The following is a 25,318-nucleotide window of genomic DNA, read 5'->3' as shown; positions in this document are numbered from 1 at the left end:
GGATACCTAAAGGTAACCGTTCATGACTCTTCAGAGGTTATCGGCACCCTCCGCATGCACTGTCTATCCTGCAGGACACTCTTGTGACATATTCCTCCTCCGTTTTTTGTGTAAGCCCATCCAGCAGATAATCCTCATAACAGCCTCCGCATAAGGTAAGACCGGCCGACTCTGCATATGCCAGCATTCTTTCGTAAGCCTCATTAAGCGTCTGCCAGTGTCCCACATGATAAGCCGCCAGATACGTGCCCGCAGACCTTTTTACACACCCGGCGCCTGGGATGTCCCGCTCTGTGACCACGTATGCTTTTTCGTAGCTGTTGTATAACCCCTCTTTAATATAGTTGAATGGCTGCATATAACCAATTCCTTTTACTCCTTTGATGCCAAACGCTTCACACATATCCAGAAGCCTGCCAGTCTCCATGGCCCAGATCTTTTCATCTGCAGTATTCATCCTGACAAACACTTCATAAACTGCAGGCATCTCCAATAATTCCACCGCTTCTGTATCGATCGTTTCCGTTTCCTTAATCAGCTTCCGCTTCCCGATAATCCATTCTTTTGTCCTCTTCAGCCTTTTTTCCTTCTGCTCCACAATCTCCTGTTCTTTGTCCAGCAGCTCAAGCAGCGTCTCCGGGGATCTTCTGTCCAGGTATTCCCGGATCTCACTTAACGGCATATCCAGATCCTTTAGTGTGTGAATTACATCAAATACCTCAATCTGTGCCATCGAATAATACCGATACCCGTTATCCCCTTTTTTCTCCGGCCTGAAAAGACCAATCTCATCATAATGAAAGAGTGTATGCTTAGTAACTCCCACGATCTTGGCAAACTCCCCCGCCGTTAATATCCTGCTATTCTCCATGTTAATCCCCTCCTGCCCGCATTTACAGCTGTTTGTTTAAAATTTTAATATAATTTTAATTTCAGCTTGACTATCGTGTTACCCTATACTTTATCATAACATATGCTGAAAAAAATTCATAGAAAGGATGATTTATAATGTCATTATCAATTGCTAAAGACTTCCGTTTTTTTTCGCTGCTCAGATTCGCGCTCCCGACTATGATTATGATGGTTTTTACCTCTTTATATACGATAGTTGACGGGATATTTATTTCCCGATTTGTGGGAAGCAACGCACTGTCCTCTGCAAATATTGTGTTTCCTGTTATTAACCTGATTATCGCAGTGGGTGTCATGTTTGCCAGCGGCGGAAGCGCCCTCATTGCAAAAAAATTAGGGGAACACAAAGAAAAAGAGGCCAACCAGGACCTCTCATTGATTATTGCAGCTTCTTTATTCTTAAGTGTGGTTATTCTGGCCGCAGGCACCCTTTTTCTGGAGCCTGTGGTACGGCTGCTCGGTTCAACTGATATTCTGGTTGCAGACTGTAAAGGTTATCTCGGGGTGCTGCTGTTTTTTGCACCGGCCTGTATTCTGCAGCTGCTCTTCCAGACCTTCTTTGTCACCGCAGGCAGGCCTCATCTTGGATTGATTCTAACCATTATGGGGGGGATCGTAAATATGATACTGGATTATGTATTTATGGGGCCTCTGCAGATGGGAATCCAGGGAGCTGCACTGGCAACCGGCCTTGGGCAGGTCATCCCCGCTTTAGCCGGGCTGATATACTTTTTTTCCGGAAAAAATACACTGCGCATTGTAAAGCCGCGCTTCAGCCTCTCAACACTGCTGAAGAGCTGCGCCAACGGTTCCTCTGAAATGGTCACAAATGTATCCACCGCAGTAGTTACCTTCCTGTTCAATATCGTAATGCTGCGTCTGCTGGGTGAAGCAGGGGTTGCCGCGATCACGATCGTGCTTTACGGACAATTCCTGTTCAACGCGCTGTATTTTGGCTTTTCCATGGGGGTGGCGCCGGTAATCAGCTACAATTACGGAAGAAAAAATATTCCTCTCCTGCAGAGAATCTTCAAAATATGTATCGGTTTTGTTTCCATATCCTCGCTGATTGCAACTGCAATAGCGCTGGTATTGTCCCCCTATATCGTGGAAATATTTACGCCTGTCGGTACGCCGACCTATGAGCTTGCCAAAACAGGATTTTTTCTATTCTCATTCAACTTTATATTTGCAGGCATGAATATCTTTGCATCCGCCATGTTCACCGCATTTTCTGATGGGCCGGTATCTGCGGCAATTTCCTTTGCCCGAACCTTCGTCTTTATCGTTGCAAGTATTCTGTTGCTGCCCGAATTGCTGGGAGTTACCGGTGTATGGCTCTCTGTACCTGCTGCGGAATGTGTTACGCTTCTGCTTTCTTTCTTTTTCTTCTATACAAAGAGAAAAAAATATCAATATATCGGGAAAAAAGAAGTACCTGAACTTATAAAGGATTTTTAAGCAGTGGAGGCAGGAAGGGTTCTGTCCCTTACTCTGCCTCTTTGTAATACATGGTATACCGATTCCGCCCGTTTTTCTTAGATTCATACAGAGCGGCATCCGCATTCTTATAAAACATCTCAAAGTCCGCCCCCTGCAGTACAGCCACCCCTATGCTGGCTGTAATCTGCCAGCGGTCATTCCCAACCTGATGCATCCAGCAGAGATCTCGGGACAGCTCCGCGGCCTTTTCCACCGCCCATTCCTTCCCGGGTATGGATGCAAACACCACAAATTCATCTCCACCGAACCTGCCTGCAATATCATCTTCCCGGAAATGCTGCTGAATTGTACGTGCAAATGATACAATAACGGTATCTCCAAATGAATGCCCATATAAATCATTGGCCTGTTTGAAGCTATCTATATCAGTAATAAAAAACGCGTAAAGCTTCTCCGGATTCCGTTTCAGCGCCTCTTCAATCTGACGTTCTGTGGCCGTTTTTGTTAAGAGACCTGTCATCTCATCCGTCTGTGCGAGTTCATGCAGCCTGCGTTCCTGCTGCTTCTCGGCGTCTATATTCTGACGGTAAGTCAGCATGTGAATCGAACCGTCGCTCTCCCATTTCACAATTCGCGCTGTAATGCGCATCCAGTAATATCTGCCTTCTTCATTGAGAATCATAAAATCGTATCTAAGGGTATCCCGCCCGTCTTCATAAGCCCTGAGAACGCTTTCCGGTTTAAAAGTCTCTACGTATCCTTCCCGATATGCCTCATGAATCTGCCTTTCAGCTACAATCTGAAGAGCCTGGTCGTACGGTGTTCCTTTTGGAGCCCCCATTTTTTCGAAATACTGCGCCGTTGCCTGGTTGGCTGGACGGTTCTTTGTAATATCAAGCTCATATATTTTATCAAAAAGCTGTTCAGTAGCTTTCTCGAACATCGTATGCCGTTCCTGCTCTACCGACTCGGTCAGAGCAATAATCCTCCTGTTAAAACTTCGGATCACCTGCGTAATAATATAGAGAATTACCCCTATGATCACGGCTATTACCAGCATCGTTAAAGCAAGCTGCTTATTAAGCTTCGTAATATAGCTGCTTGTGTCGCGTTCCACTACCAAATGCCAGCCAAGTTCCGGCAGATATCTGGTAACTATATAGTCCGACCGGCCCTTTATGTTTTCTCCCACCCAGAAACTTTTGGCCATGCCCTCTTCTTTCCATCCAAGAATATCATTTTGAACCTGCCCGCCATATTGTCTGTACCGACCGATATCAAACAAGCTGACAGCCTCAAACCCTGTATAGTCCGTTGAAATCTCTATTGTGCCATTCTCATTAATCAGATAGGCATTTACACCGAATTCATCCTGGTATCCCTGCAGCAGATCCTGCAAGTAGCTGATACGCACCCCAACCCCGACCACACCGATCGTTCCGCCGCTGTCACTCTTAATCTTGCAGTTTACGAAAACAGTGATCTCATTGTCCGCGCCTATCACCTCATCGTTATCGACATTCATAGAATAATCCACCGTGCTGTCCAATATTTCAAAATACCAGTCATTTTCCGGATCCCCCTTTTCAAGCACCCGGTCAAGACCATTAAAATTATAATAACGCCCGCTCTCTGTGGAAACCAAAAATACCGAATCATAATTGTACTTATTCTGATAACCCCCAAGATACCGCCTGATGGTCTCTATGTATTCCTTATTCGCAAGATGTTCCGCCTCTGTCGCAAGAAACTCCTTCAACAGGCTGTCATTTGCCATGGTCAGAGAAATATTGACCGGCTTAGTAAATGCAGAATTCATCTGATAATATATCCCTTCCGACGTCAAAGTAGAAATCTGCTCAATATTCTCCAGAGAAGCACTATAATTGGCGCGGTAACTCAGTACTGCTGTCATCAGAAACCCTGCAATAATTACCATGCATATGAGTAAGTTCGTGCGCAGTAATATATTCTTTTTCATGCCGTTTCCGGCTTTTTCTGCATTTGCCTGCGTTTCTTGTGCCACTTCATTTTCCCTCCACCATGTTTTCTTACTATTATACACTTAAATCTGTTCAAACAAAAGTATTTGGAGAGGGATAATTCTTTTTTAAGGAACGCCGGAAAACCGGAAGCCTGACCCAATCCATTGCGAATTTCTCAGGTCTGTGTCTGCAATCCGGAACGGCTTGGGCGCCCGTAGGCGGCTGGAGGCTATTTTTCCATTTTGCGCCCCCACCCGTCGGCGAGCTGTTTTTCTTTCTTTTAAATACCGGCTTACAAAAAGCAACCTCCGATTTGTGCCACAATAAAACATATGAGTATCCCTGCACAAGTCGGTATTGCCAGTGCCGCCAGCGTCCACTTCCAGCTTCCTGTTTCTTTTTTAATAGTCAGCAGTGTTGTGGAACAGGGCCAGTGCATAAGGGAAAAAAGCATGGTGCAGACCGCAGTAAGCCAGGTCCATCCATGGCGCACAAACAGGGTTTTCATTTCTGCCAGGCTGTCAAATTCCACAAGGCTGCCCTGTGCCATATACGCCATGATTATAATGGGCACAACAATTTCATTTGCCGGGAGCCCCAGGATAAAAGCGATCAGTATGACCCCGTCCAGGCCCAGCATTCTGGCAAATGGGTCCAGCATAGATGCACAATAATTTAAAAGACTCGTATCCCCCACAGTAATATTGGCTGAGGCCCAGATAAACAGGCCGGCCGGCGCGGCCACTACTACCGCGCGGCCCAGCACAAACAGGGTTCTGTCAAAGATGGACCTGACAATCACTTTGCCCACCTGAGGCCTGCGGTATGGCGGCAGCTCCAGCGTAAAGGACGAGGGCACGCCTTTTAGCACAGTTTTTGATAAAATCCAGGATACGAAAAATGTCATGGCAACCCCAAGCAGGATAAACATAGTGAGTAAAAACGCCGATAATAATGACGCACCTGCTCCTCCGGAAATACCTGCAAAAAACATGGTTATAATTGCAATCAATGTAGGAAATCTCCCATTGCAGGGCACGAAGCTATTAGTCAGTATCGCAATCATCCGTTCCCGGGGCGAGTCTATGATCCTGCATCCCACTACCCCTGCGGCATTGCATCCAAAGCCCATGCACATGGTCAGTGCCTGTTTTCCACACGCGCAACATTTTTTGAAGGGTTTATCCAGATTATATGCAATTCTAGGCAGATAACCTGCGTCCTCCAACAGCGTAAACAGCGGAAAAAATATTGCCATTGGCGGAAGCATCACAGAGATAACCCATGCCAGCACTCTGTAAACCCCCAGAACCAATATGCCATGCAGCCAGGCGGGCGCGCCTACAAAACCAAACAGTTCCGTCAGTCTGTCCTGTATCCAAAACAGTCCCTTTGCCAGCATTTCAGAGGGATAGTTTGCTCCCGTTATGGTCAGCCACAGAACTGCCATCAGCAGCGCTGCCATCAGCGGATACCCTGCCCGCCTGCTGGTGAGAATACTGTCAATTTTCCGATCCCGGCTGTCGGCATGTTCTTTTGTAAACGTCACAGCCTTTTCGCTGATCCGTTCCGCAATATACATGACCGATGATACAATCTCTTCCTCCAGCCTTTTCTTATCCATATTTTGATTGTACAGTAATTTTTGTGCCTCCGGAATCGCTTCCTTCAGGCAGTGTTCCTGACAGATATTTCTCTGCAGATATCTGCGGATGCCTTCATCCAGCGTCTTATCATAATCCAGCAGCCGCAGGGACAGCCATCTGCTGTTCAGGCAGCCGCTGCAGGCGGCTGTCGAGGGCATCTGTACCCCCTCCAGCACCGCATCCACCGCGGGTTCAAGCAGAGAAATTGCTTTTTCCAACGTCTGGCAGTATGGAATAACATATCCATCTGCAGCTATGCAGCCCACAGAAGAAGCCTGAAGCTCCTGCCTGACGTTTTGGGCCTCCCGCATCATATTGTCCATGGTCTCCAGCAGCTGATCCCTGCCCTTTCCCTCCCTTGCCACCATACCGATAACCGGTACGCCCAGCTCCCGGGACAGGATATCCAGATTGACATAAATCCCCTTCTTTTCCGCCTCATCCAGGAGATTTACACAGACAATCACCTTTCTGGTGATTTCCAGAATCTGCAGGACGAGGTTCAGGTTCCTCTCCAGACAGACAGCATCGCAGACCACAACAACCGCATCTGCGTCCCCAAAACAGATGAAGTCCCGGGCGGCCTCTTCCTCTGCCGAATGGGCCAACAGCGAATACGTCCCCGGAATATCTACCATTTTATAAGAATATTCCTTAGTCTCACAATATCCCGAGGCGTTGGTAACCGTCTTACCAGGCCAGTTTCCCGTATGCTGGTGCAGGTTCGTCAAGCTGTTAAAGACCGTGCTCTTCCCCACATTCGGATTGCCCGCTATGGCAATCACTTTTTCGCGCCCCATATCAGGCACCTTCCAAAGTATGAACCAGGATATCCCCGCAGTCTTCCGAACGGATTGCAATCACTGCTCCGCGGATTAAAAATGCCCCCGGATCCCCTCCGGGGCTCTTTCCCACACATTCAACCTTCGTTCCTCTGACCAGACCGATATCCAAAAGACGTCTGTGGATACTTCCATCTGACCTCAGCTCTCTGACAACCGCCTTCTGCCCCGGCTGTATATCGTTTAAACAGATCTCCTTTTTCATAAGCGCCACCGCCTTGTCATAGAATTTAGGATAAGGAAACTTTCTTTCCTGATTCTATAATATTAAGTTTTCGGGATTCTGTGACACATTGGAAAAGAAATTTCGAATAGATATTAACTTTTTATCTTAATAGGAGAAATGATATAATGGACAATAGAAATAATTTTTATACCCAAAAAGGATATGAACTGCATAACACGGATGATCTGACCGCATCTATGGAAGATTATCTGGAGATGATCTGCCGTATGCTTAAAGGACAGGATATCGTAAGAATCCAGGCACTGTCTGAAAATCTGCATGTAAAACCCTCCTCTGCATCCAAGATGGTAAACGCGCTGAAGGAGCGGGGGTACATCTCTTTCCAGAAATACGGCTACCTAACCGCAACGCCCAAAGGGCTTGAGGTTGGAGAATATCTTCTTTACCGCCACGATATACTGCATAAATTCCTGTGCCTGCTGAATCATTCAGAAAACGAACTTGAACAGGTAGAGAAAATTGAACATTTTATCAACCGGGAAACAATCGAAAACCTTCATCTACTTTTGGAGCGTCTGAAATCCTCCACCTCTTTTTTCCAGTAAACGGCAAATTGCGTCTCGTCAATCCGCTCCACAAAATGCTGCTTATACTGCAGAAACTCTTCCAGATCCATTAATATGTGATAGAGCACCGCCCTGTTCTCAAACTCCTCTCTGCTGCCGGGGAGTTCCTGTGCCTTCATTTCCTCAGACAGCGCCGCCAGACGTGCCAGCTGCTTTTCCGGCCGGTTCATTTCCTTGACGAAATGTTTTAAATAGGAAATATAATCTGCCACAATAAAAGACTGCTTTGGAAGCGCCTTCAGCTTTTCCATCTCATGATGCAGATGTTGTAGCGCCCCACACTGTTTTTCCCGCATTTCAAAATAAGCGCTGTAATAACTGGTATGAGCTCTGAAGGTATTGTTTTGATACACATATGCCTGTTCTATAAAATCCTCTAGTTTCTGTTCTAAAAGTTCCAGCTTCTCCCAAACAGCCTCCCTTCTGTCCTGGCTATATAAAAATGCAGCCAGTTCCCCCAATATGTCGGAAAATTCCTGCTCTGTATAACGCATATTTTCTATGATTCTGTCCCTATGACCGCCATTATTCTGGAACAGATTGATAATTATAGCTATCGTGATTCCTAAGAACACGATCAGAAATTCATTTGCAATAAAAGCAATTGAAAAGTTGCGTGTAGTTAAAAAGTGCGTGCCTATAACCGCATTTACGGATGCAGATATCCTCCAGCCTACCCATTCGCTTATCAATACCAATAAAAATATGAAGATTCCAAATGCAGCGCCGTCGCTTTTGATGTGGCTGAATACTAACCATGCCAGGACCGCTGCCAGAAAAAATGTCAGAATACGGGCAGCTGAGAGCCTGAGTGTTTCCCATTTTGTAGTCAGTATCGTAAGCAGCGTTACCATCCCCGCCGATGCGGCAAATTCAAGATGCAAAAGGGAAGCCGCATACATGGCTGCGCCGCTTCCCACTGCAATTCTTACTGCTTCTACCAGGACTGCACCTGTTTCTTTCCTCTTTCCCGGTTTCATAGAGTCTCCCCTTTTTCAATTTCCTGTCAATGAACTGCCAGATCTTATGCAGGAGTTTTACTCTATATCATATCCTTTTTTTTTACTTTTATCGCCTTAACCGCGTGTTATCTAACTGCCTTTGTTCCCATTCATTCTTTAAAAATTTTGCTACGCCGTCATTGTTACAACTCTCTAGTACTGCCGTCACAACTTTTTTTATTTCCGGAAGGGCATTCTCCGGTGCATAGCTCCTGTCCGCGATGTCAATCATCGGCATATCATTCCAGTTATCACCAAACACTACCAGCTCATCGTAGTTAAGCATCGCTTTCAGTCTCAGCAGCGCATTTTTCTTACTCGCCTTATCACTAAAAACTTCCAGACAATATAGATTATTATAGATGTTCAGATAACAGGCATAATGGATCCCGGATATTTTATCCAGGCTTTTACAAACCGGGTCAAGCTCCTTTTTTTCCCCTGTCAGCGCAAAATATACAACTGCACCGCAAGCCATTTCCTTTCTGTAATCATCAGTCCGATATATTTTTTTACAGCTTTCCTGTGCCCTTATGCTGTAATATTGTTCCTGTTCTTTTAATTTATCATTCCCATAGCATATGCTGATCTCCTCATCCTGAAAAAGATACAGAAAGCAGTCCCTCTTATTCTCCTCAAATGCTGATATTACCTTTTCTGCCGCCTCTTGATCAATCACTTCCGCATGCAGATATTTTTTCGTGCTAAAATCATATAGAAACACACCATTTGTTAAAATAGCAGGTACCTGTAGATGCAGTTTTTGCAGACGGTAATCACATCCGTAAGGCATCCTTGCAGTTGCAATCGAAAACAACACTCCTGAAGCAATGCACGAATTAATAATTTCTGAACTGTAATCTGTTATTTCCTTTCTGCTGTTTAATAACGTACCGTCTAAGTCTGAAATATATAGTGTTCTCATTCGCGTTTCTCCCTTTTAATACAATTGCATTAGTATATCAAAATAATCCGTCGCATCCGTATCTGTAATCTCACGGATTACTTTACAAGGTACTCCAGCTGCTACCACGTTTGAAGGAATGTCTCTTGTAATTACGCTTCCTGCTCCAATAACACTATGATCCCCAATCGTAATCCCGTGGTCCATATGTACTCCGCCTCCGACCCAGACATGATTTCCTATCTTGACCGGTTTAGCAAAACAGGCACCTGCTGCTCTTTCCTGAGCATTGAAAGCATGCCTTGCTGTATATATGGAAACCCGCGGTCCAAAAAGCACATTGTCACCAATCTCTATTTCTCCCGGATCCAGAAGGATACAGTCAAAATTAGCGTAGAAGTTCTCCCCAACAGAAATATTAAAGCCAAATTCGCACCGAAACCCCGGCTCAAAAAAGGCTCCCTGTCCGACATGTTTTAATAATTTTCTCAAAATCCCTTCTCTGATTTCTGCACCCTGACCATAACTGGCATTATATTCATTCGTAAGCTCTACAGCATTTTTTCTTGCTTGAACCAACTCCGGAGTCAGATCATTATACATTTTTCCTTGCAGTATACGTATTCTTTGTTGTTCAAAATTCATGCAGATACCTCCTTATTATAACACTTCAGGTAATATTGTTATTGTTCACTGCCTTCGAGTGTACACAGCAACGTAATGTTTTCATAACTTGCGCAATATATTTCTTATTTTGTCATTTCATTGACACTATGTCTTTCTCTTTGTAAACTAAAGTTAACTAGGAGGATATAATATGAATATAAAAGGTGTGGATATAAAATTTTTATCTCGTATTTCTGTATATAAAGGTGATTATGAATGCCTGTTCCGCACGCCCAAAAATGAACTTCGTTCAGGCCTGCACTATCATGACTTTTATGAAATTGTTGTTTATTTGGGCAATGCCGGAATTTTTAAAATTAATAATAAAGAATATCTGATCCGCAGGGGTGATATTGCACTGATCAATATGTTTGATCCGCATACTCTTGTCTATAATCCAAATGCACATTATGAGAGATTTAGTATTAGCATAGATCCAAGCCTCCTGCTCTCATTTAACACTCCCAACTCCAATCTTTTAGACATTTTTTCAAAAGATAATTGTAATTATCCGATTATCCATGTGGATGACAGCTGTTTTAATAAGTATCTTTCTGTTCTCCACCAATTCAGGGAAAACAAACTGACACACGGGAATGATATTCTGGAAAAGGCTCTGCTCCATCAGCTGGCGGCCTATCTTTTCAGCGACTGCTATGATGGTATACATTTTGACAATGCCGAATCCCGCCGGGTTTCCATGGTTGCTGATCTGGTCGATTTTATCAATACTCATCTGAGTGAAGATTTATCTCTTGAACGGCTGGCCAGTGAAGTTAATTATAGTGAATACTATATATGCAGGATTTTTAAAAGTATCACCAATTATACACTGACCAATTACATCATAGAAAAACGGATTTCAAAAGCTGCTTATTACCTAAAGGGTGATCTTCCAATTGGTAAAGTAGCCGAAAATGCAGGATTTAATAACTATAGCTATTTTTATAAAACCTTTAAGAAAATGATGGGGGTCAGCCCTATTGAATACCGTACCAGCCACATTGATGAGACTTAATGTGTTACTATATTTATGCCTCTTTGCCCCTTAGGAACTCAATATCACTTTCAGCAAGCCCCATATTCTTTGCAATTTCCTCCAGCTGCAGAACAAGCGTTTCTGGCAGGATAATTCCATCTTTCAGACTCTTCTGTTTGCTTGTATATTCAATCTCTCCCGGATATTTTGCGCTGTCGATACCATCACGTACAGGAAGTTTTTTCATAGCTTCAATATATTTTTCAGCATCCCGGTGGAACTGCTGAAGGTTACGAAATGCACCAATATTAACGCACCCAAAACTCTGGCTGGATAGCTCCGGCGTCCCCGGCAGATCCTGGTCATTTACATCAGGTGACAGAACCCCGCCTGAAAGCAGGGTTGCAAACAATTCCACGATGAATGCAACTCCAAAACCTTTATGTTCAGCCATTGGAACCAGCATGCCATATTGTTTCAGGTCTGTAGTCGGTTTCCCCTGTTTATCCAGAAGCCAGCCCTCTGGAATCGGCTTTCCTGCAAGCGCATATGCTTTGGCTTTTCCAAATGCCGCTGCACTTGTTGCCATATCTACACATACTTCCGGATATTTTTTTCCTGCGGCAAATGCAAATGAAAACGGATTGTTTCCTATAAATGGAATCGTTACTCCCGGAGGCGCCATTGAGGGATCCGTATTAGAGCAGGCAAATCCTATGCAGTCATCTCCAGCCAGTTTCATCGCCCAATGTCCTGCCATGCCAAAATGATTACTATTTTTTACAGATACTATGGATATTAAATTTGTTTTTGCTTTCTCTCTTGCAACCGCAACTGCTTTTTCACCGGCAATTGCGCCAAGACCTCCCTGTGCATCTATGACTGCAGTGTTAGCGGTCTCCGACACAATACGATATTCACTTTTTAATGAGGCGCCGCCTCCATTAATCTTCTCTATATACGGTTTCATTCTCAGTACACCATGGCTGCTGACACCTCTGGCATCAGCATGGACAAGCAGTTCCGCTACAGAGTCCGCGTCCACTTCGGTAAGCCCAGTCATGGCAAATACCTTTTTTGTAAATTCCTTCAGATGCAATACGGTTACCTTATAATTCTTCATATCTTTTTTCTCCTATATTTCCATAGGGGTCTGACCCCTTTGCAATTAGGGCCTGACCCTTTCGTTTATATTTGGGTTTTTCATAAATCATTTGACTCTGTGATTTAGTGTCTTATTCCGGTCAGAAAACCTGCAGAACCCGTATTGTAACAGTTCAGGCTTGTCTGAACTATTACAAATTATTTAAATAATTGAACCCTCTCTATATCCCAGAACTTGCAGATCATCTTTAATACCTCAACCCAATCCCCTTCCTTGACAAGAAGATGATGATCCATGCCATTTTGCATCAGCTGATCCACCACTGCACTTGCCTTGTCGGCAACACGCAGCTTTACTAACAGCTTTTCACCGCCTTCCACCCATTCCTCATGGGATGCCTCTGTAACTGCTGCCCGGTCAGCCAGTAGTTTATAACTTCCCCGCGCACCAGTAATGCTGGATATTGTTACTTTCTCCATTGCTTTCAAAGGAGCACCTACAAAAGTGCCTCTCTCTCCGCTCTGTGAGATCTGTACTTTATGAATATCTTCTGCAAGAGAATGTGCGGTACTGCCTTCATGAGCCAGTGCCAGGATATTTTCCATATCATCGATACTTCCCACTTCCCCTAATGCGCAGGCCCCGCCTTTTGAGATCAGATTCAGCATATGCATTACCATGGTATGCCCGATATCGCCCTCAGTGTCTACCACAATTCCCTCATCTGCCAGCCACGATGAGGTTAGATTCATCAGCCCGCTGAACATCGGGTAACACTCCGCTGCCATTGCATCCAGAGAATACTTTTTAATGACTTCCTTTGTGGCCATGTAGATCTTAGCCATATACTGCATGGTTGTCCCATTTGCTTTTACAGCGCCTGTCCGCTTTGATAAACATTTTAATACCTCTTCGGCATCCCCATCTCTTATATTGTCTGCCAGATATAAAATCTCTCCCATTTCAATATGAATCAGGGTCACACCGAATTTACGTGAGAATTCCCATTCCTCATTGCTCATATCCTGCGGACCAGCCACTCTCCACGTCTGCCGCGGTCCTACAAGAGCAAGCCGCATCCCCTTAACAGCCTTCATAATCTGTCCGGCTTCAGCAACCGTTTTTACCTTATGTACTGCCTCTTCGTTATCCGGAAGCCCATATACATATTCATATTCAATTCCCTGTGCCTTTAGGATTGCCCCAAAATGCTGTACACATCCGATCGAGAATGTCTCGGTATAAGGCACTGCCCAAAATACGGTTGGAAGCTGAAGCTCATTGATAAAAATATACTGCATAGAATCCATGATCCATGTTGCTTCCACAATTACAAGAGCATCCAGTTCTTCTTGCTTAAACTGCCTGCATATATTGACGGCATCTGCGGAATCCCATGCCACCTTTTCTGCATAAACCACCGCTACGTTTTTCTTCTCCAGTGCGGTTCCTATACTGTCTACCAGCGCCTCTGCACGCTGCCCGCCGCTCTCAAACTCACAGGTGACGCCAACAATTCCAATTCTTGGTTGTCTCATATTCATCCCTTCCATTTCTTAATGTCGCTATTGTTTCCTTTCTCTCTCTGCTTCTTTCATCTTTAGAATTCGATTAGATATGGCTTGGTGCACAGCTCCAACTAATAATCGCAGGTTCCATTCCAATATTTGTCATCTCATGGGGCTCCCCTTCCTCGACTAGAATTACATCCCCTTCCGTTAACTCAAAATATTCTCCGTTTTGCGGATTCCGCATGATAATATGCCCCCTGCTTACATAAAACACCTCGTGTGAGTCCGGATGTCCCGGATCAATCCCTCCTGTCTGCCCCGGAAGCAGTGCGGAGGATCCAAACGTAATCTTCCCGGTACACAGATATTCCCTGCACACCTCCGGTCCATCCAAAGAGACCGCTGTTTCACATTTTTTTACTGCCTTCATCAATATACCTCCCATACATTCACAAATATTTTAAAGATTGCTATCTTGTTTTATCAAAACACCCTGCTAAATCGGCAAATAACTGATTATACATTAGATAACCTTCCCGATATACTTCCTTATGTTCTTCAGAGGGAACAATCCTATCCTTTACTTCCACCATACGTTCTACTGCATTTTCTACGCTTTGAAATACTCCCATTGCCGTCCCTGCCAGTATTGCAGCGCCTAAAGCCGCTGCTTCCTTTGACTTTACAGTCTCCAGCGTGACCTGGTTAATATCTGCTTTAATCTGGGACCAAACTTTACTCTTTGAACCACCACCAAGAGAGCGGATCTCCTTTACTTTTATCCCCATATCATTGAGTGAATCAATATTTCTTTTTAATATATATCCCAGTGATTCCATAATAGCTCTCATAAAATGTGCCTTTGTATGCTGCAGCGTAAAACCAAACCATACTCCTTTTGCCCTTGCATTGACATCTGGTGCCAGCGCGCCAGCCAGGTGCGGCAGCATGATCAAACCGTCACTTCCTGCCGGTACGCTTGCTGCCTGGCTGCTGATCATGTCATATGCGTCTCCACATCCTTTTTTTTCTGCCAGCATTTCCAGCTCACAGAATTTATCCCGAAACCACCGGAGTGTCATTCCCCCATTTGTGAACGTATGAATCATATACATGTTCTTCAAAGGGAAGCAAAACAATGGCATCTTTCCTGCCGGATCAAATACAGGTTCATTTACTGGAACACACACTGCCAAAGCTGCGCCTATCGTTTCTGAGAACATTCCCTGCCGGATGTTGCCTGCTCCGATCGCACCGGCAGCCTGATCCAACGCACCTGTACAAATTGTCAGGTTTTTGGTAATTCCCAGTGATTCCGCAACCTCAGGCAATATCCTGCCAACAACATTTCCCGACTCAGCAACTGCTGCAAGCTGCCGCTCCTCAATTCCCAGATAATCCAGCATCTCTTTCCAGTACTTCCGGTCAATGATATCCCAGTATGTGGAAGAACAAACCAAGGAAGGTTCTGTGGTATACTTTCCTGTTAACCTGTAAATAAAATAATCCTCTATCAATAAAAATTTATCTGCCTCCGCAAACACTTCCGGCTCGTGTTTACGAATCCATAGTATCTTTGATGCAGGCCAGCAGGCTTCAAAGCTTACCTGACCGGTTTTCTGATAGCAGACATCGTTTCCAAACCTCTCTTCCAGCTCTTTTGCTTCTTCTATTGCCCGGTTATCCATCCAGACAATAGCATTTCGCAAAGGATTCCCCTCTCTGTCTAATACAAAAAGGGTTTCCCCTTGTGCAGACATTGCCATCGCAATTTCTGTAACTTCAGATAAGAAGTATTGGCTTCTGAGGTCAGCAATCCCATCCTGAAAGGCTTTCCAGTAAACTTCTGGTTTTTCTTCCACATAATTAGTCTGGGGAGTCAGTAAGTCGTATTCTTGTGTTGAAAAAGCCAGAATCTTTCCCTGCTCATCAAAAAGTGCTATTTTCATAGCCGTTGTTCCCAGATCAAGTCCCATTAATATCTTCATTATCCTTATACCTCCTACGTTCCAGCGCACTATCAAAAGCAGCAGCCGTCTTTTAGCAAGCTTATAATTTTATCCGCATGCTATACTGGTGTAACCGTTCAGGCAGGACTGAACTGTTACTAACTGACGACATGAACTGCAGTCCCATCCAGAAATGCTTTCAGGTTTTCTACTGCAATATTCATCAGACGAAGCCTGGATTCTTTTGGCGCCCATGAGATATGCGGCGTAATGATGCAGTTCCTTGCCTTTAACAGTGGATTATCATTACGGATCGGTTCCGTTGAAACAACATCCAGGCCGGCTGCATATACCTTTCCTGAATTCAGAGCATCCGCCAGATCATGCTCCACTACAAGAGGGCCCCTTGAGTTATTCAGAATGATGACTCCATCTTTCATTTTATGAATGTTCTCTTTGCAGATTATTCCTTTTGTAGAAGGGAACAGCGGGCAATGGACAGAAATTACATCCGACCTATTAAACAGTTCTTCCCTGGTCACATAATCTGCAATATTTCTTCCGCTGTCATTTGGATATTCATCGTTGGCAATCACATGCATCCCCAGCGCTTTAGCGATCCTTCCTGTAGACTGTCCAATTCGTCCAAATCCGATAATCCCCATTGTTTTTCCTGCAAGTTCAATTAAGGGGTAATCCCAGAAGCACCAGTCCGGATTCTTCGCCCATGCCCCCTCATGTACAGCCGTATTGTGATGGCCAATATGATGGCAGATCTCCAATAGGAGCGCAATCGCAAACTGTCCCACCGCATCTGTACCATATGTGGGAATGTTGGTCACGGTGATTCCATATTCCTTTGCGGCCGCCACATCCACAACATTATACCCGGTTGCAAGAACACCAACATAATTCATACTTTTACACTCATCAAAAACCTTTTTTGTAAGCGGCGTTTTATTCGTAAACACTACTTCAGCATTTCCGATCCTGTCTATGATTTCCTGTTCATTGGTAAGAGAAGTCCGATCATATACTGTTACCTCACCTAAATTCTTAAGTCCTTCCCAGTCCAGGTCACCAGGATTCAGTGTGTATCCGTCTAACACTACAATTCTCATGATTCCGTCTCCTTTTTAAGTTACTGTAGCAAACCTTTTTTAAACAAAGCATACTCCTATTTAGAAATGAATTTTATCTGCTGCACTTTTAGGAATGCCCAGCCTTACGGCTACCCTTGGATCAACCACATTGCAGACTTCCACATCACCAATCAGGCCCAACAGTACAATCCACTCTTTTTTATCATATCCTCCGCCACGGCTTACCAGAAAATGATAGGCGGCTTCCATGGCTTCTGCCGTTGCGGTATCCAATCCATCCGCTGAAGCGATTATATACCACTTATCCTTGGTCTCAAGCACAGGCCATTTTTCCTGTCTCGCTTTTATCAGTTCAACGGTAACCGTGACACGGGACGGTACTTCCAGGGCGGAAAAGGTTTCCCCGTCTCCCTGTATGGCATGGACATCCCCCATATTCAACAAAGCGCCCGGAACAAAAACAGGAAGGTAAAGTGATGTCCCCTCTGTAATTAGTTTGCAGTCCATATTTCCGCCATAACTGCCAGGTGTGACGGTGTCTTCAGCCACCCCATGCGGGCATACCGCAATAGCGCCTACCATAGGCTTTACCGGAAGCTCTAATTTTCCGCCAAACAAGATCGCTTTGCCGTCCACGAGCGGAACCTTCATTGTTTCTTCTTTATCGAGGTATTTACCATATATCTCAAAATCTGGCGGAAAAAGGGCAATTGTCCCCTGGTCAGCAGTGATTTCTACTTTATCAATAGTTATTTTCAATGTATCACCTGGTTCTGCACCATTAATGTACACATCCCCATTGCATGGCTGGCAGACAAACCCCTCCGCTATGATATGGCTTTTCAGGACTTTCTCATTTGTAAGTAAATTTCCTACAAAATCTTCCGCATTAAAAATAATGGTATCGCCTGAGTCTGCATACATTGCCGGCATTCTGCTCTCATCATAATCATAAATCCTGTTGTTTATGCCCACTTCTCTAATCATGATAAATACCTCCGTTTTATTATTGCATCAGACTTCACATAGAAGTCAGCGCATTCACGACCTGCTGCCTGTTATTCATAGTCCAGGTAATCTCTTGCCCAAACAGAAGCCTCTGTTTCAATGTTGTCCGCAGTAACAGCGGGGCTCTTAACCCAGTTTTCTTTTTCTACCGGATTTCCTAGATAAAGATCTGCCACTACTTCTACTACCTTTTCTGCATGTGCAATGTTATCAAACGGGACACCGCTGTCGATATATCCGGCTACAAAAGCTTCGTATGCCTGTGGAAGTACGTCCTGGGTACAGATATACATATGACCTTCTTCACCGCGTTTTTTCCACCGCCCGGCTTCCTCTAATGCTGATTGCACTGCCGAAAATGCAAAATCACTTGCTATATAAAGTACTTCTGCATCTGGATTTGCCGCCAATGCGTTACTTAACCCGCTCTTAAAGTTTTCTGTTTTCCACTCCGTAGGCACTGTTGTTACTGTTGTCCACAATTTCCGTTCTTCTTCCACCTGTTTCCAGCCCTCAGAACGGTTTACAGAATTCGGGTCACCGAGGCTTCCGAAAAGTTCGATTGCTTTGGCATCCTTTACGCCATCTTTCTCAAGAATATCTGCCAAAGCCTCGCTTGCAACGATAGATTGGTCTAATGTATCCTGTCCTACATGGGCATCCGCAATCTTACCGGCGTCCTGATGATCCAGTGTCACAACTTTGCTCCCTGCATCCTGTGCCTTTTGGATAGACTCACCAATGGTCTCCGCATTGTTGCACCAGACAACCATGATATCGACCTGCTGATTAATCAGATCCTGGATGTTGGATGCTTCCTGCACTGGTGTTGCATCACCAACTACCTCGATCCACTCAAAATTAACTCCATATTCCGGTCCCTTCTCCTCACCGAACTTTTTCATATATTCGCCCCATACCGTCACATTTACGCTCTGCATCTCATGCCAAGAAACTCCAACTCTGATGGTCGGGGTGTCACCCTTTGACGCATCTTTCTTGCTCTTTTCCTCACTCTTACTTCCTCCGCATGCAGTCAACAGTAACATAAGACTTAAAATTACACAGATAACACTTCTCATTTTCTTTTTCATACCTTTAATCTCCTCTCATCATTTGTTTCATTCTTTTCCTTACGAACCTGCACCATAGACTGATAGGATTGTGCGTACATTGCTATAAAAATGATTCCGCCCTGTACGAACCTGTACGCATATGGAGATACTCCCATAAAATTCAGCCCTGCCTCAATCACAGTCAGAGTCATTACACCAATCGGAAGCCCCTTTAAAACATGCCCCGTTCCACCAAACATGCTAAACCCGCCAATTACACAGATTGCAATTGCTGTAAATTCTTTTCCCTCGCCAAATGCCAGTGTTACTCCTCCAACCTGCAGTGCCAGCATCAGACCGCTTATGGATGCCAGCAGGGCGGATAACAGATAATCGGTGATGATGATCTTTGAAACATTGATTCCTAGTTTCACAGCTATTTTTTCATCATTACCGATGGCAGTGATTAATCTGCCAAACCTGGTTCTGTTATGCACCACATAAATCAGAATCAGTATGACCAGCGCAATAATGACATCTAAAAATACAGGACCTGCCTTAACTGCCCCAATGCTTCTAATATTCTCCGGCAGTGATAAAGGCATTCCGCCGCAGATTGAACGCGATACTCCGCGTATAGCTATCATGGAACCCATCGTTGCAATCATAGGTGTTACTTTCAGCACAACAATCAGAAAACCATTCAGTAACCCCACCAAAAGCCCTGCTGCAATAGCTGCCAGCAATGATATCAGGACATTTCCTTTCGTATAGCCTATCAGCACTGTAAAAACTGCTGTCGCCAGATACATTACAGAACCGATTGATAAATCAACTTTTCCGGTAAGGATAATCATCGCTGCCCCCGCGGCAAATATAAAATTAGGTGCAGCAGTATGGAGCATCGAAATGATATTTCCGGCTGTACAGAAATTGTCTGTTGCCAGTGAAAAGTAGATAAATACAAATATAATAATGATTACGAAACTGTACTTCATCAAAAATTCCTTAAGATCGAACCCGCCTTTTACTTTTTGCATGCTATTTTCCCTCCTTTCACTGCAATGCCGCCGCCATCAGGTCCGTCTGTGTAGATTCTCCCCCGAGTTCTTTTACAATCTTTCCATTATGCATAACCAGATACCTTTGGCTTACGCTCATAAGCTCATCAATATCCGACATAATAACGAGTACAGCTGCACCCTTTTCTGAAAGCTGGTGGATTACTTTCATGACATCCGCCTTAGCTCCTATATCCAGCCCTCTGGTTGGCTCATCTAGTATGAACACCTTAAGATCCTTCTGCAGCCAGCGCCCAAGAATAACCTTCTGCTGGTTCCCGCCGCTCAAAGTACTGATGGGCTGGTTCAGGCTTGCTACCTTTGTTTCCAGTTCTTTTACATATCTCTCACATACTTCCAGTTCCTTTTTTTTATCTAAGAGCCCCGGCACTTTTCCCGTAAGATTTTTTAAGTTCGCAGAGGTCATATTGTCCTTTACAGACATTTCCAAAGCCAGACCATCTACACGCCTGTCTTCTGTAATGATAGCCACATTACCGATCATCTTTTTCGGAGGGAGCTTTTTAAGTTTCCCATTTTTGTCTGCAATTGAGATTGTGCCCTCATCTATGGGATCAAGTCCGGTGATACATCTGACAACTTCTGTCCTGCCGGCACCCATCAGTCCCCACAGGCCTACAACCTCCCCCTCCCTAATACTAAAATTAATGCCCTCAACAACACCTTTCCGAGTCACGTTCTCCACTTGCATAGCAACCGGAGCATCTTCTGACGCCTTACCAACCGTATGGCTGTGGCCTGTAAGCTCTTCTACTTTATCACCGATCATCATTTTAACCAGGTCTGCATGAGACACTTTTGATACCAGTTCTTTGCCGGCAGTAATTCCGCCCCGCAGCACCATTACACGCTGACAGATAGAAAATATCTCGTCCATCATATGTGTGATATATATAATGGCAACATTCTCCTCACGGAGTTGTTTAATCACCTTAAAAAGCCTTTCTTTTTCCGGTAAAGTCAGCGATGACGTGGCTTCGTCAAAAATAATGATCTGCGGATCGCTCAATAAAGCCCTTGATATCTGTACAAGCTGACGGTCCCCTGCCCCCAGGCTTCCCACTAAAGTATCCGGTGAATAATGGCATCCCAGCTTTTTCAGGACTTCCACACATTTTTTCTTACTGTTCTTATAATCAATCAGGCCTCTTTTGACCTGAAAGTTATTCAGGAACAGGTTGTCCACAATAGACATCGTCGGCATCAATGCCATTTCCTGCTGCACAAAAGCGATTCCATGCTCTATTGCCTCGGTAGGATTTTTAAACTTAACCGTTTTTCCATCAATCAAAATTTCTCCGCTGTCTTCCTGATAGATTCCGCACAGTATATTCATCATTGTGCTCTTTCCTGCTCCATTGGCCCCAATTAGGGCCAGCACTTCTCCTTTGTATGCTTCCAGGTCAATTCCCCTAAGCACTTTATTTGCAGAGAAACTTTTTGTAATCTGGCGCATTTGTAAAATGGCTTCACTCATTTTGTTTCCCTCCTGCCTTGTTTTACCATATCAAGTGCTACAAATACGATAATCAGGATTCCTTTGATAACCAGAATCATGTTGTATTGAATATGTAACATATTCGTAAAGTTACTGATTATGGTAATGAAAACTGCACCAAATACAGCGCCAAATGCCGTACCCATCCCGCCATTCGTACTGGCCCCTCCTACGACCGCAGCACCCACAATATCCATTACAATTACATCCTCGCCAAAAGTCGCGGAAGCAGAATTCATTCTTGCACTTAATATCATGCCAGCCAGCCCTGCCATAAAACCTGAGATTAAATACGTTCCAAATACTACTTTTTTGGCAGGGATGCCTGAAACTTCCGCCATTTTTACATTCGTACCTGATAAGTATAACCACCGCCCAAGGTAGGATTTTTTCAAAACCACCTGTGCAATAATCATCAGCAGTATCATTAGAAAAATGGGAAGTGCAAATCCCTGTATATTAAATAGCACCGTATTTTTAAATGATTCTTTCATTCCTGTTACACCGACTGCATTTGTGATCCACATGCAGAATCCGTATGTAATCATCTGCATGGAAAGTGTTACAACAAATGGAATCATATTCAGATATGCAATCGCAAAACCATTGACTATTCCGCAAAGAATTCCGGCTCCAATCATAATGAAGAAAGCAGTGATGGAATTACCGCCCTTACTCATGTACATTACCCCAAGTATGGCGGACATTGCCATGACAGGGGGAATCGACAAATCAATGCCTCCGCCGATCAGGACAAATGTCATCCCAATCGACATCACTGCCAGCGATGAGGTCTGGAGCAAGATACTCGATATATTTCTTACTGTAAAAAAATAGGGGTTCTGCGATGAAATATATATCATGCTCAATACCAAAATTACAAATGGCAGCATGGTAATTGCCAGGGATATTTTATCCTGCCTGTATCCCTTTTTCTGAACCACATCCTTTAGACTCATTTTTAATCTGCCTCCTATCCGGTCTGCTTCAAACGGCTATTGCCAGGTATCCAGAGATGGAAACGGTAAGTTCTCCCCACTCATTATGATCGTCTCCCTCATCCGGTTTATCCGGGGCCGGATTGTCTCATAAACTTCCCGTGGAATAAAGCGCCTCATCTCCCTGTTAAAATCAATTTCATACTGAAACTGCGGATGATCCTTGCTTAGCACTCTGCCTGTCCTGGTCTTAAATACAATCGAAAGCAGATCATAATAAGCTCTGCATGGGCATGTATCATCATTCCAAACATCCATGAACCATTCGCCCTCCAGAGAAACAATCATATCCGCATAAGCAACAATTTTTTCTTCCCAGGACTCGGGAAGCTTATCCTCTTTCTGAATCATGCACGGAAGATTTGCTCCCTGCACGTATTCCTTTGTAAGACCGGCAAAGTCATGCAGCTCAATACATCTCGCGATTTCTTCACTATATCCGGCGTCCCTTGCAATCTGCGCTCCAATGAAAGCATGCTCCGGCATATCGTCTTTCTGGATCTGGCTAATGCCAACGTCATGGAGCAATGCTCCTATTTCACATACATAGCGGTTTACTTTAATTCCTAATTCTTTTTCAACGCCATCAGCTATGAGAAGCGCTACATCACCGATAACAATCGAATGGTGGATTTTATACAGCGGCAGCCCAACTTCAGCCATAAGGGCAACTGCTTTCATTCTTTCCGGGGAAAACTTTTTAAAGAATCTTAAATCGTAGCTTGGTTCTGTGTAGGGCTGTATTACGTATCTTGACATTTACTTTTCCTCCTTTTTGTTTCATTATCCGGAATAATTTTGTAATTTAATTATATATCAACTTCCGGCGCATCACGATTATGTATCTTGCACAGCACATTTCCTATTTTGCTATGTGTTTATATGGATTTTAGACATACAAATCACCTCCTTTTAAATTATTACTTACTTTTTCTTATAATTAAATAAGAATTTTAAGTAAAATTATGGTAAGTTATTCCTTTTTAGCTTTCGCTTTTATATCAACAAAAAACTGTCTGAGAACATCTCTCACAAAACCAGTGTAATCCCAGATTTTGTAAAAGAGTATTCTCAGACAGCTTTTAACCTTATCCCTGCATGTTTGTTAATCGATAAATATAATAAATTCCAGATAATTTTCTTTATTCAATGATATTCTGCTGGCACATTATAGTGTCTTAAGTAAGTCAACAATGAACATCAGATTCTCTCTGAAAGACCCGCCGTTTACAAAATTTTCAGTAAAAAGTGCACTGCCCATGGTAAATGTCCATGGATTCATTTCCTTCACTAACATAATACGCTCCACAGACCCAATACTTCCTGCCAGCACAACAGGGCGCTTAGCATATTTTATGTACTCTGCAGAGAGCACATTCGGATCACCATCTATATAGCGGTATCCAAGAATGTCTGTACCAAAAACTCCTTTATCAGCAAAATCTGCTTCCTGCGCTAGCATTTCTTCCAATGTTCCTTCCAAGATACTCGGACTTCCAGATACTTTTCCCGCAAATGGGCAGTATTTCAGGTTATGTTCTTTAATATAATGGGCAACACTGTCATAGTACAGAGTTCCGAGCAGATAATCAAAGCCACAATCCACTGCAATCTCGGCCCCCCTCATACACTCTTCTTCAGTATAAGACACAACTTCCAAAAAAGAGGTTTTACCAGCATCCCTCATTTTAGTGCAGAGAAGCTTCATTTTATCCCGCTCCATACCAACATCTTTAAATCCCCAATACTGAATCGGCAGATCACTATTTTCCTCAAACAGCTCGATTGCATTTGGAACCGTTTTATCGTTATGTGTTAACATAATGATAATTTTATCTAACATGCTCATATCTATCTTTCCTTTCATTCGTAGTAATTACAGCTAATCTGTCTGCAATACATATATACCTTGATTTTCAGCTTTGCTGAAAAACCGGCCCCGCAGGGGCATGCATTACGGGATGCCCTTCAGGTATTATTTCATTGCCTCAGCCATCTTTTTTACCTCTGCACAGGTGCCTGTCCATGCGGCCATTAGTATATCCATCTGATCCAGAATACAGAAATGTTTTACACCAAGTGCCCTGTAGTATTCTGCGTCTTCCAGAGTTGCAATCTCAACTCTCGGCTGTACACCATGTTTCAAGGCTGTTGTAATCATTTTCTCGTGAGCCTCTCTAATATCCTCCTTATGGTCAGCACAGTTCCATCCCCGGCTCATGCAGTAGTCAGACGGACCAAACTGTACCATGTCAACACCTGGAATAGAGCAGATTTCCTCAATGTGATCCATCGCTTCCTTTTTCTCAATCATAAATGCTTTTACAAGGCTCCTGTTCATTGCTGCATAATCCATCTGTTTTAGCTCCGGATGGTATTTAATCCATCTTGCATTCGGATAGCCAAATTTTCCTTCATCTTCCGGCGTTTTCGGTAATACTAACTTGATCGTTTCACGAATCTGTTCCGGTGTTTCGTGATCTGTAAACAGAACTGCCTGAAATCCTACTGCTGCCGCTTTCTGTGCCACATAAGCCCTGTTCTGAAAATCTACCTTAATCATGGAGCCTGTGTCATACAGCTCACATGCCCTGACAAAATTCTCAAGGTCACTGAAAGAAAACGGTGCATACTCAGCAAGAAATTCAAAATAATCAAAGCTGCCTGTAGATGCAGCTGCCTCAACAATGGTCGGCCATGAACTCCATATTCTGGTAGTAACTGTGGTGCCGTTATTGTCTAAAATTTCTCTCATTTTGTTTAGTCTCATATACCTGTCTCCTTAACATTTTATTTCAGAAATATTTCTTGACTACAT

At 43.9% G+C, this 25,318-nt stretch carries 23 protein-coding genes; 3 read left to right on the top strand and 20 right to left on the bottom strand.

Annotated elements, in window-relative coordinates:
* Nucleotides 1-37: 37 nt before the first annotated feature.
* Complete coding sequence (locus tag MWG26_RS01200; protein ID WP_025654157.1) at nt 38-871, bottom strand: MerR family transcriptional regulator; 834 nt, start codon at nt 869-871, stop codon at nt 38-40.
* A gap of 137 nt (nt 872-1,008) precedes the next feature.
* Here MWG26_RS01200 and MWG26_RS01195 point away from each other — a divergent pair, with 137 nt between their 5' ends.
* The gene (locus MWG26_RS01195; RefSeq protein WP_117441231.1) at nt 1,009-2,373 is read left to right on the top strand and encodes an MATE family efflux transporter; all 1,365 of its coding nucleotides are present in this window, start codon (nt 1,009-1,011) and stop codon (nt 2,371-2,373) included.
* A gap of 28 nt (nt 2,374-2,401) precedes the next feature.
* Here MWG26_RS01195 and MWG26_RS01190 read toward each other — a convergent pair whose 3' ends face one another.
* The 3 genes from MWG26_RS01190 to MWG26_RS01180 form a co-directional block, all read right to left on the bottom strand.
* The gene (locus tag MWG26_RS01190; RefSeq protein WP_309295946.1) at nt 2,402-4,381 is read right to left on the bottom strand and encodes a sensor domain-containing diguanylate cyclase; all 1,980 of its coding nucleotides are present in this window, start codon (nt 4,379-4,381) and stop codon (nt 2,402-2,404) included.
* A gap of 251 nt (nt 4,382-4,632) precedes the next feature.
* Nucleotides 4,633-6,786: a ferrous iron transport protein B gene (gene feoB, locus MWG26_RS01185; RefSeq protein ID WP_025654155.1), complete on the bottom strand. Its 2,154-nt coding sequence runs from the start codon at nt 6,784-6,786 to the stop codon at nt 4,633-4,635.
* A 1-nt stretch (nt 6,787) separates the two neighbouring features.
* Nucleotides 6,788-7,033, bottom strand: coding sequence for a FeoA family protein (locus MWG26_RS01180; protein ID WP_025654154.1), 246 nt, complete (start codon nt 7,031-7,033; stop codon nt 6,788-6,790).
* Between the two features lie 146 nt (nt 7,034-7,179).
* On the opposite strand from MWG26_RS01180, the gene MWG26_RS01175 reads away from it, so the two are divergent.
* Nucleotides 7,180-7,620, top strand: coding sequence for a metal-dependent transcriptional regulator (locus MWG26_RS01175; RefSeq protein ID WP_081732997.1), 441 nt, complete (start codon nt 7,180-7,182; stop codon nt 7,618-7,620).
* Here MWG26_RS01175 and MWG26_RS01170 read toward each other — a convergent pair.
* From MWG26_RS01170 to MWG26_RS01160, 3 genes are all read right to left on the bottom strand, one after another.
* On the bottom strand, nt 7,572-8,621 hold the full coding sequence (locus MWG26_RS01170; RefSeq protein WP_117441232.1) for an aromatic acid exporter family protein: 1,050 nt from the start codon (nt 8,619-8,621) through the stop codon (nt 7,572-7,574). The genes MWG26_RS01175 and MWG26_RS01170 overlap by 49 nt on opposite strands.
* 88 nt (nt 8,622-8,709) lie before the next feature.
* Entirely contained in the window at nt 8,710-9,567 is an 858-nt protein-coding gene (locus tag MWG26_RS01165) for an HAD-IIB family hydrolase (protein WP_025654152.1), read from the bottom strand.
* A gap of 15 nt (nt 9,568-9,582) precedes the next feature.
* Complete coding sequence (locus tag MWG26_RS01160) at nt 9,583-10,191, bottom strand: sugar O-acetyltransferase (RefSeq protein ID WP_025654151.1); 609 nt, start codon at nt 10,189-10,191, stop codon at nt 9,583-9,585.
* Nucleotides 10,192-10,363: 172 nt separating this feature from the next.
* On the opposite strand from MWG26_RS01160, the gene MWG26_RS01155 reads away from it, so the two are divergent.
* Entirely contained in the window at nt 10,364-11,230 is an 867-nt protein-coding gene (locus tag MWG26_RS01155; protein WP_025654150.1) for an AraC family transcriptional regulator, read from the top strand.
* A gap of 13 nt (nt 11,231-11,243) precedes the next feature.
* Here MWG26_RS01155 and MWG26_RS01150 read toward each other — a convergent pair whose 3' ends face one another.
* From MWG26_RS01150 to MWG26_RS01090, 13 genes are all read right to left on the bottom strand, one after another.
* Complete coding sequence (locus MWG26_RS01150; RefSeq protein ID WP_025654149.1) at nt 11,244-12,314, bottom strand: Ldh family oxidoreductase; 1,071 nt, start codon at nt 12,312-12,314, stop codon at nt 11,244-11,246.
* A gap of 179 nt (nt 12,315-12,493) precedes the next feature.
* Nucleotides 12,494-13,834 (bottom strand): hypothetical protein, encoded by a 1,341-nt coding sequence (locus MWG26_RS01145; protein ID WP_044926133.1) that lies wholly within the window; start codon nt 13,832-13,834, stop codon nt 12,494-12,496.
* 73 nt (nt 13,835-13,907) lie between these two features.
* Nucleotides 13,908-14,237 carry a cupin domain-containing protein gene (locus MWG26_RS01140; RefSeq protein WP_025654147.1) on the bottom strand — a complete coding sequence of 110 codons (330 nt, stop codon included), beginning with the start codon at nt 14,235-14,237 and terminating at the stop codon, nt 13,908-13,910.
* A gap of 40 nt (nt 14,238-14,277) precedes the next feature.
* Nucleotides 14,278-15,795, bottom strand: a complete 1,518-nt coding sequence (locus tag MWG26_RS01135; protein WP_117441233.1) for a xylulokinase — start codon at nt 15,793-15,795, stop codon at nt 14,278-14,280.
* 119 nt (nt 15,796-15,914) lie between these two features.
* Nucleotides 15,915-16,877, bottom strand: a complete 963-nt coding sequence (locus MWG26_RS01130) for a D-2-hydroxyacid dehydrogenase (protein ID WP_025654145.1) — start codon at nt 16,875-16,877, stop codon at nt 15,915-15,917.
* A 60-nt stretch (nt 16,878-16,937) separates the two neighbouring features.
* The gene (locus MWG26_RS01125; protein ID WP_025654144.1) at nt 16,938-17,846 is read right to left on the bottom strand and encodes an acetamidase/formamidase family protein; all 909 of its coding nucleotides are present in this window, start codon (nt 17,844-17,846) and stop codon (nt 16,938-16,940) included.
* Nucleotides 17,847-17,917: 71 nt separating this feature from the next.
* Nucleotides 17,918-18,961, bottom strand: a complete 1,044-nt coding sequence (locus MWG26_RS01120) for a sugar ABC transporter substrate-binding protein (RefSeq protein ID WP_117441234.1) — start codon at nt 18,959-18,961, stop codon at nt 17,918-17,920.
* Complete coding sequence (locus MWG26_RS01115; RefSeq protein ID WP_117441235.1) at nt 18,958-19,962, bottom strand: ABC transporter permease; 1,005 nt, start codon at nt 19,960-19,962, stop codon at nt 18,958-18,960. Before MWG26_RS01115 ends, MWG26_RS01120 begins: the two co-directional genes overlap by 4 nt.
* 16 nt (nt 19,963-19,978) lie before the next feature.
* On the bottom strand, nt 19,979-21,481 hold the full coding sequence (locus tag MWG26_RS01110) for a sugar ABC transporter ATP-binding protein (protein ID WP_117441236.1): 1,503 nt from the start codon (nt 21,479-21,481) through the stop codon (nt 19,979-19,981).
* Nucleotides 21,478-22,461 (bottom strand): ABC transporter permease, encoded by a 984-nt coding sequence (locus MWG26_RS01105; protein ID WP_025654140.1) that lies wholly within the window; start codon nt 22,459-22,461, stop codon nt 21,478-21,480. The genes MWG26_RS01110 and MWG26_RS01105 overlap by 4 nt, the downstream gene beginning before the upstream one ends.
* Nucleotides 22,462-22,497: 36 nt before the next feature.
* The gene (locus MWG26_RS01100; protein WP_025654139.1) at nt 22,498-23,259 is read right to left on the bottom strand and encodes an HD domain-containing protein; all 762 of its coding nucleotides are present in this window, start codon (nt 23,257-23,259) and stop codon (nt 22,498-22,500) included.
* 409 nt (nt 23,260-23,668) lie between these two features.
* Complete coding sequence (locus MWG26_RS01095) at nt 23,669-24,367, bottom strand: hypothetical protein (RefSeq protein ID WP_244062684.1); 699 nt, start codon at nt 24,365-24,367, stop codon at nt 23,669-23,671.
* Nucleotides 24,368-24,475: 108 nt separating this feature from the next.
* A complete protein-coding gene (locus tag MWG26_RS01090) occupies nt 24,476-25,270 on the bottom strand; it encodes an HpcH/HpaI aldolase family protein (protein WP_025654133.1) in 795 nt (264 codons plus the stop codon).
* Nucleotides 25,271-25,318: the final 48 nt, after the last annotated feature.

It is taken from the genome of Faecalicatena contorta, assembly GCF_022835095.1.
GTDB lineage: Bacteria > Bacillota > Clostridia > Lachnospirales > Lachnospiraceae > Faecalicatena > Faecalicatena contorta.
The sequence above is the reverse complement of the archived record's forward strand: the minus strand, read 5'-3'. Positions and strand labels throughout refer to the sequence as shown.

Excerpts from the sequence above, each read along its gene's own strand:
- MWG26_RS01165 (WP_025654152.1), bottom strand. The coding sequence starts at position 9,567 with ATGAGAACACTATATATTTCAGACTTAGACGGTACGTTATTAAACAGC.
- MWG26_RS01115 (WP_117441235.1), bottom strand. The coding sequence starts at position 19,962 with ATGCAAAAAGTAAAAGGCGGGTTCGATCTTAAGGAATTTTTGATGAAG.
- MWG26_RS01100 (WP_025654139.1), bottom strand. The coding sequence starts at position 23,259 with ATGTCAAGATACGTAATACAGCCCTACACAGAACCAAGCTACGATTTA.
- MWG26_RS01145 (WP_044926133.1), bottom strand. The coding sequence starts at position 13,834 with ATGAGACAACCAAGAATTGGAATTGTTGGCGTCACCTGTGAGTTTGAG.
- MWG26_RS01095 (WP_244062684.1), bottom strand. The coding sequence starts at position 24,367 with ATGAAAGGAAAGATAGATATGAGCATGTTAGATAAAATTATCATTATG.
- MWG26_RS01155 (WP_025654150.1), top strand. The coding sequence starts at position 10,364 with ATGAATATAAAAGGTGTGGATATAAAATTTTTATCTCGTATTTCTGTA.
- MWG26_RS01200 (WP_025654157.1), bottom strand. The coding sequence starts at position 871 with ATGGAGAATAGCAGGATATTAACGGCGGGGGAGTTTGCCAAGATCGTG.
- MWG26_RS01105 (WP_025654140.1), bottom strand. The coding sequence starts at position 22,461 with ATGAGTCTAAAGGATGTGGTTCAGAAAAAGGGATACAGGCAGGATAAA.
- MWG26_RS01140 (WP_025654147.1), bottom strand. The coding sequence starts at position 14,237 with ATGAAGGCAGTAAAAAAATGTGAAACAGCGGTCTCTTTGGATGGACCG.
- MWG26_RS01130 (WP_025654145.1), bottom strand. The coding sequence starts at position 16,877 with ATGAGAATTGTAGTGTTAGACGGATACACACTGAATCCTGGTGACCTG.
- MWG26_RS01160 (WP_025654151.1), bottom strand. The coding sequence starts at position 10,191 with ATGAATTTTGAACAACAAAGAATACGTATACTGCAAGGAAAAATGTAT.
- MWG26_RS01195 (WP_117441231.1), top strand. The coding sequence starts at position 1,009 with ATGTCATTATCAATTGCTAAAGACTTCCGTTTTTTTTCGCTGCTCAGA.
- MWG26_RS01110 (WP_117441236.1), bottom strand. The coding sequence starts at position 21,481 with ATGAGTGAAGCCATTTTACAAATGCGCCAGATTACAAAAAGTTTCTCT.
- MWG26_RS01170 (WP_117441232.1), bottom strand. The coding sequence starts at position 8,621 with ATGAAACCGGGAAAGAGGAAAGAAACAGGTGCAGTCCTGGTAGAAGCA.
- MWG26_RS01090 (WP_025654133.1), bottom strand. The coding sequence starts at position 25,270 with ATGAGACTAAACAAAATGAGAGAAATTTTAGACAATAACGGCACCACA.
- MWG26_RS01135 (WP_117441233.1), bottom strand. The coding sequence starts at position 15,795 with ATGAAGATATTAATGGGACTTGATCTGGGAACAACGGCTATGAAAATA.
- MWG26_RS01175 (WP_081732997.1), top strand. The coding sequence starts at position 7,180 with ATGGACAATAGAAATAATTTTTATACCCAAAAAGGATATGAACTGCAT.
- MWG26_RS01120 (WP_117441234.1), bottom strand. The coding sequence starts at position 18,961 with ATGAAAAAGAAAATGAGAAGTGTTATCTGTGTAATTTTAAGTCTTATG.
- MWG26_RS01125 (WP_025654144.1), bottom strand. The coding sequence starts at position 17,846 with ATGATTAGAGAAGTGGGCATAAACAACAGGATTTATGATTATGATGAG.
- MWG26_RS01150 (WP_025654149.1), bottom strand. The coding sequence starts at position 12,314 with ATGAAGAATTATAAGGTAACCGTATTGCATCTGAAGGAATTTACAAAA.
- feoB (WP_025654155.1), bottom strand. The coding sequence starts at position 6,786 with ATGGGGCGCGAAAAAGTGATTGCCATAGCGGGCAATCCGAATGTGGGG.
- MWG26_RS01180 (WP_025654154.1), bottom strand. The coding sequence starts at position 7,033 with ATGAAAAAGGAGATCTGTTTAAACGATATACAGCCGGGGCAGAAGGCG.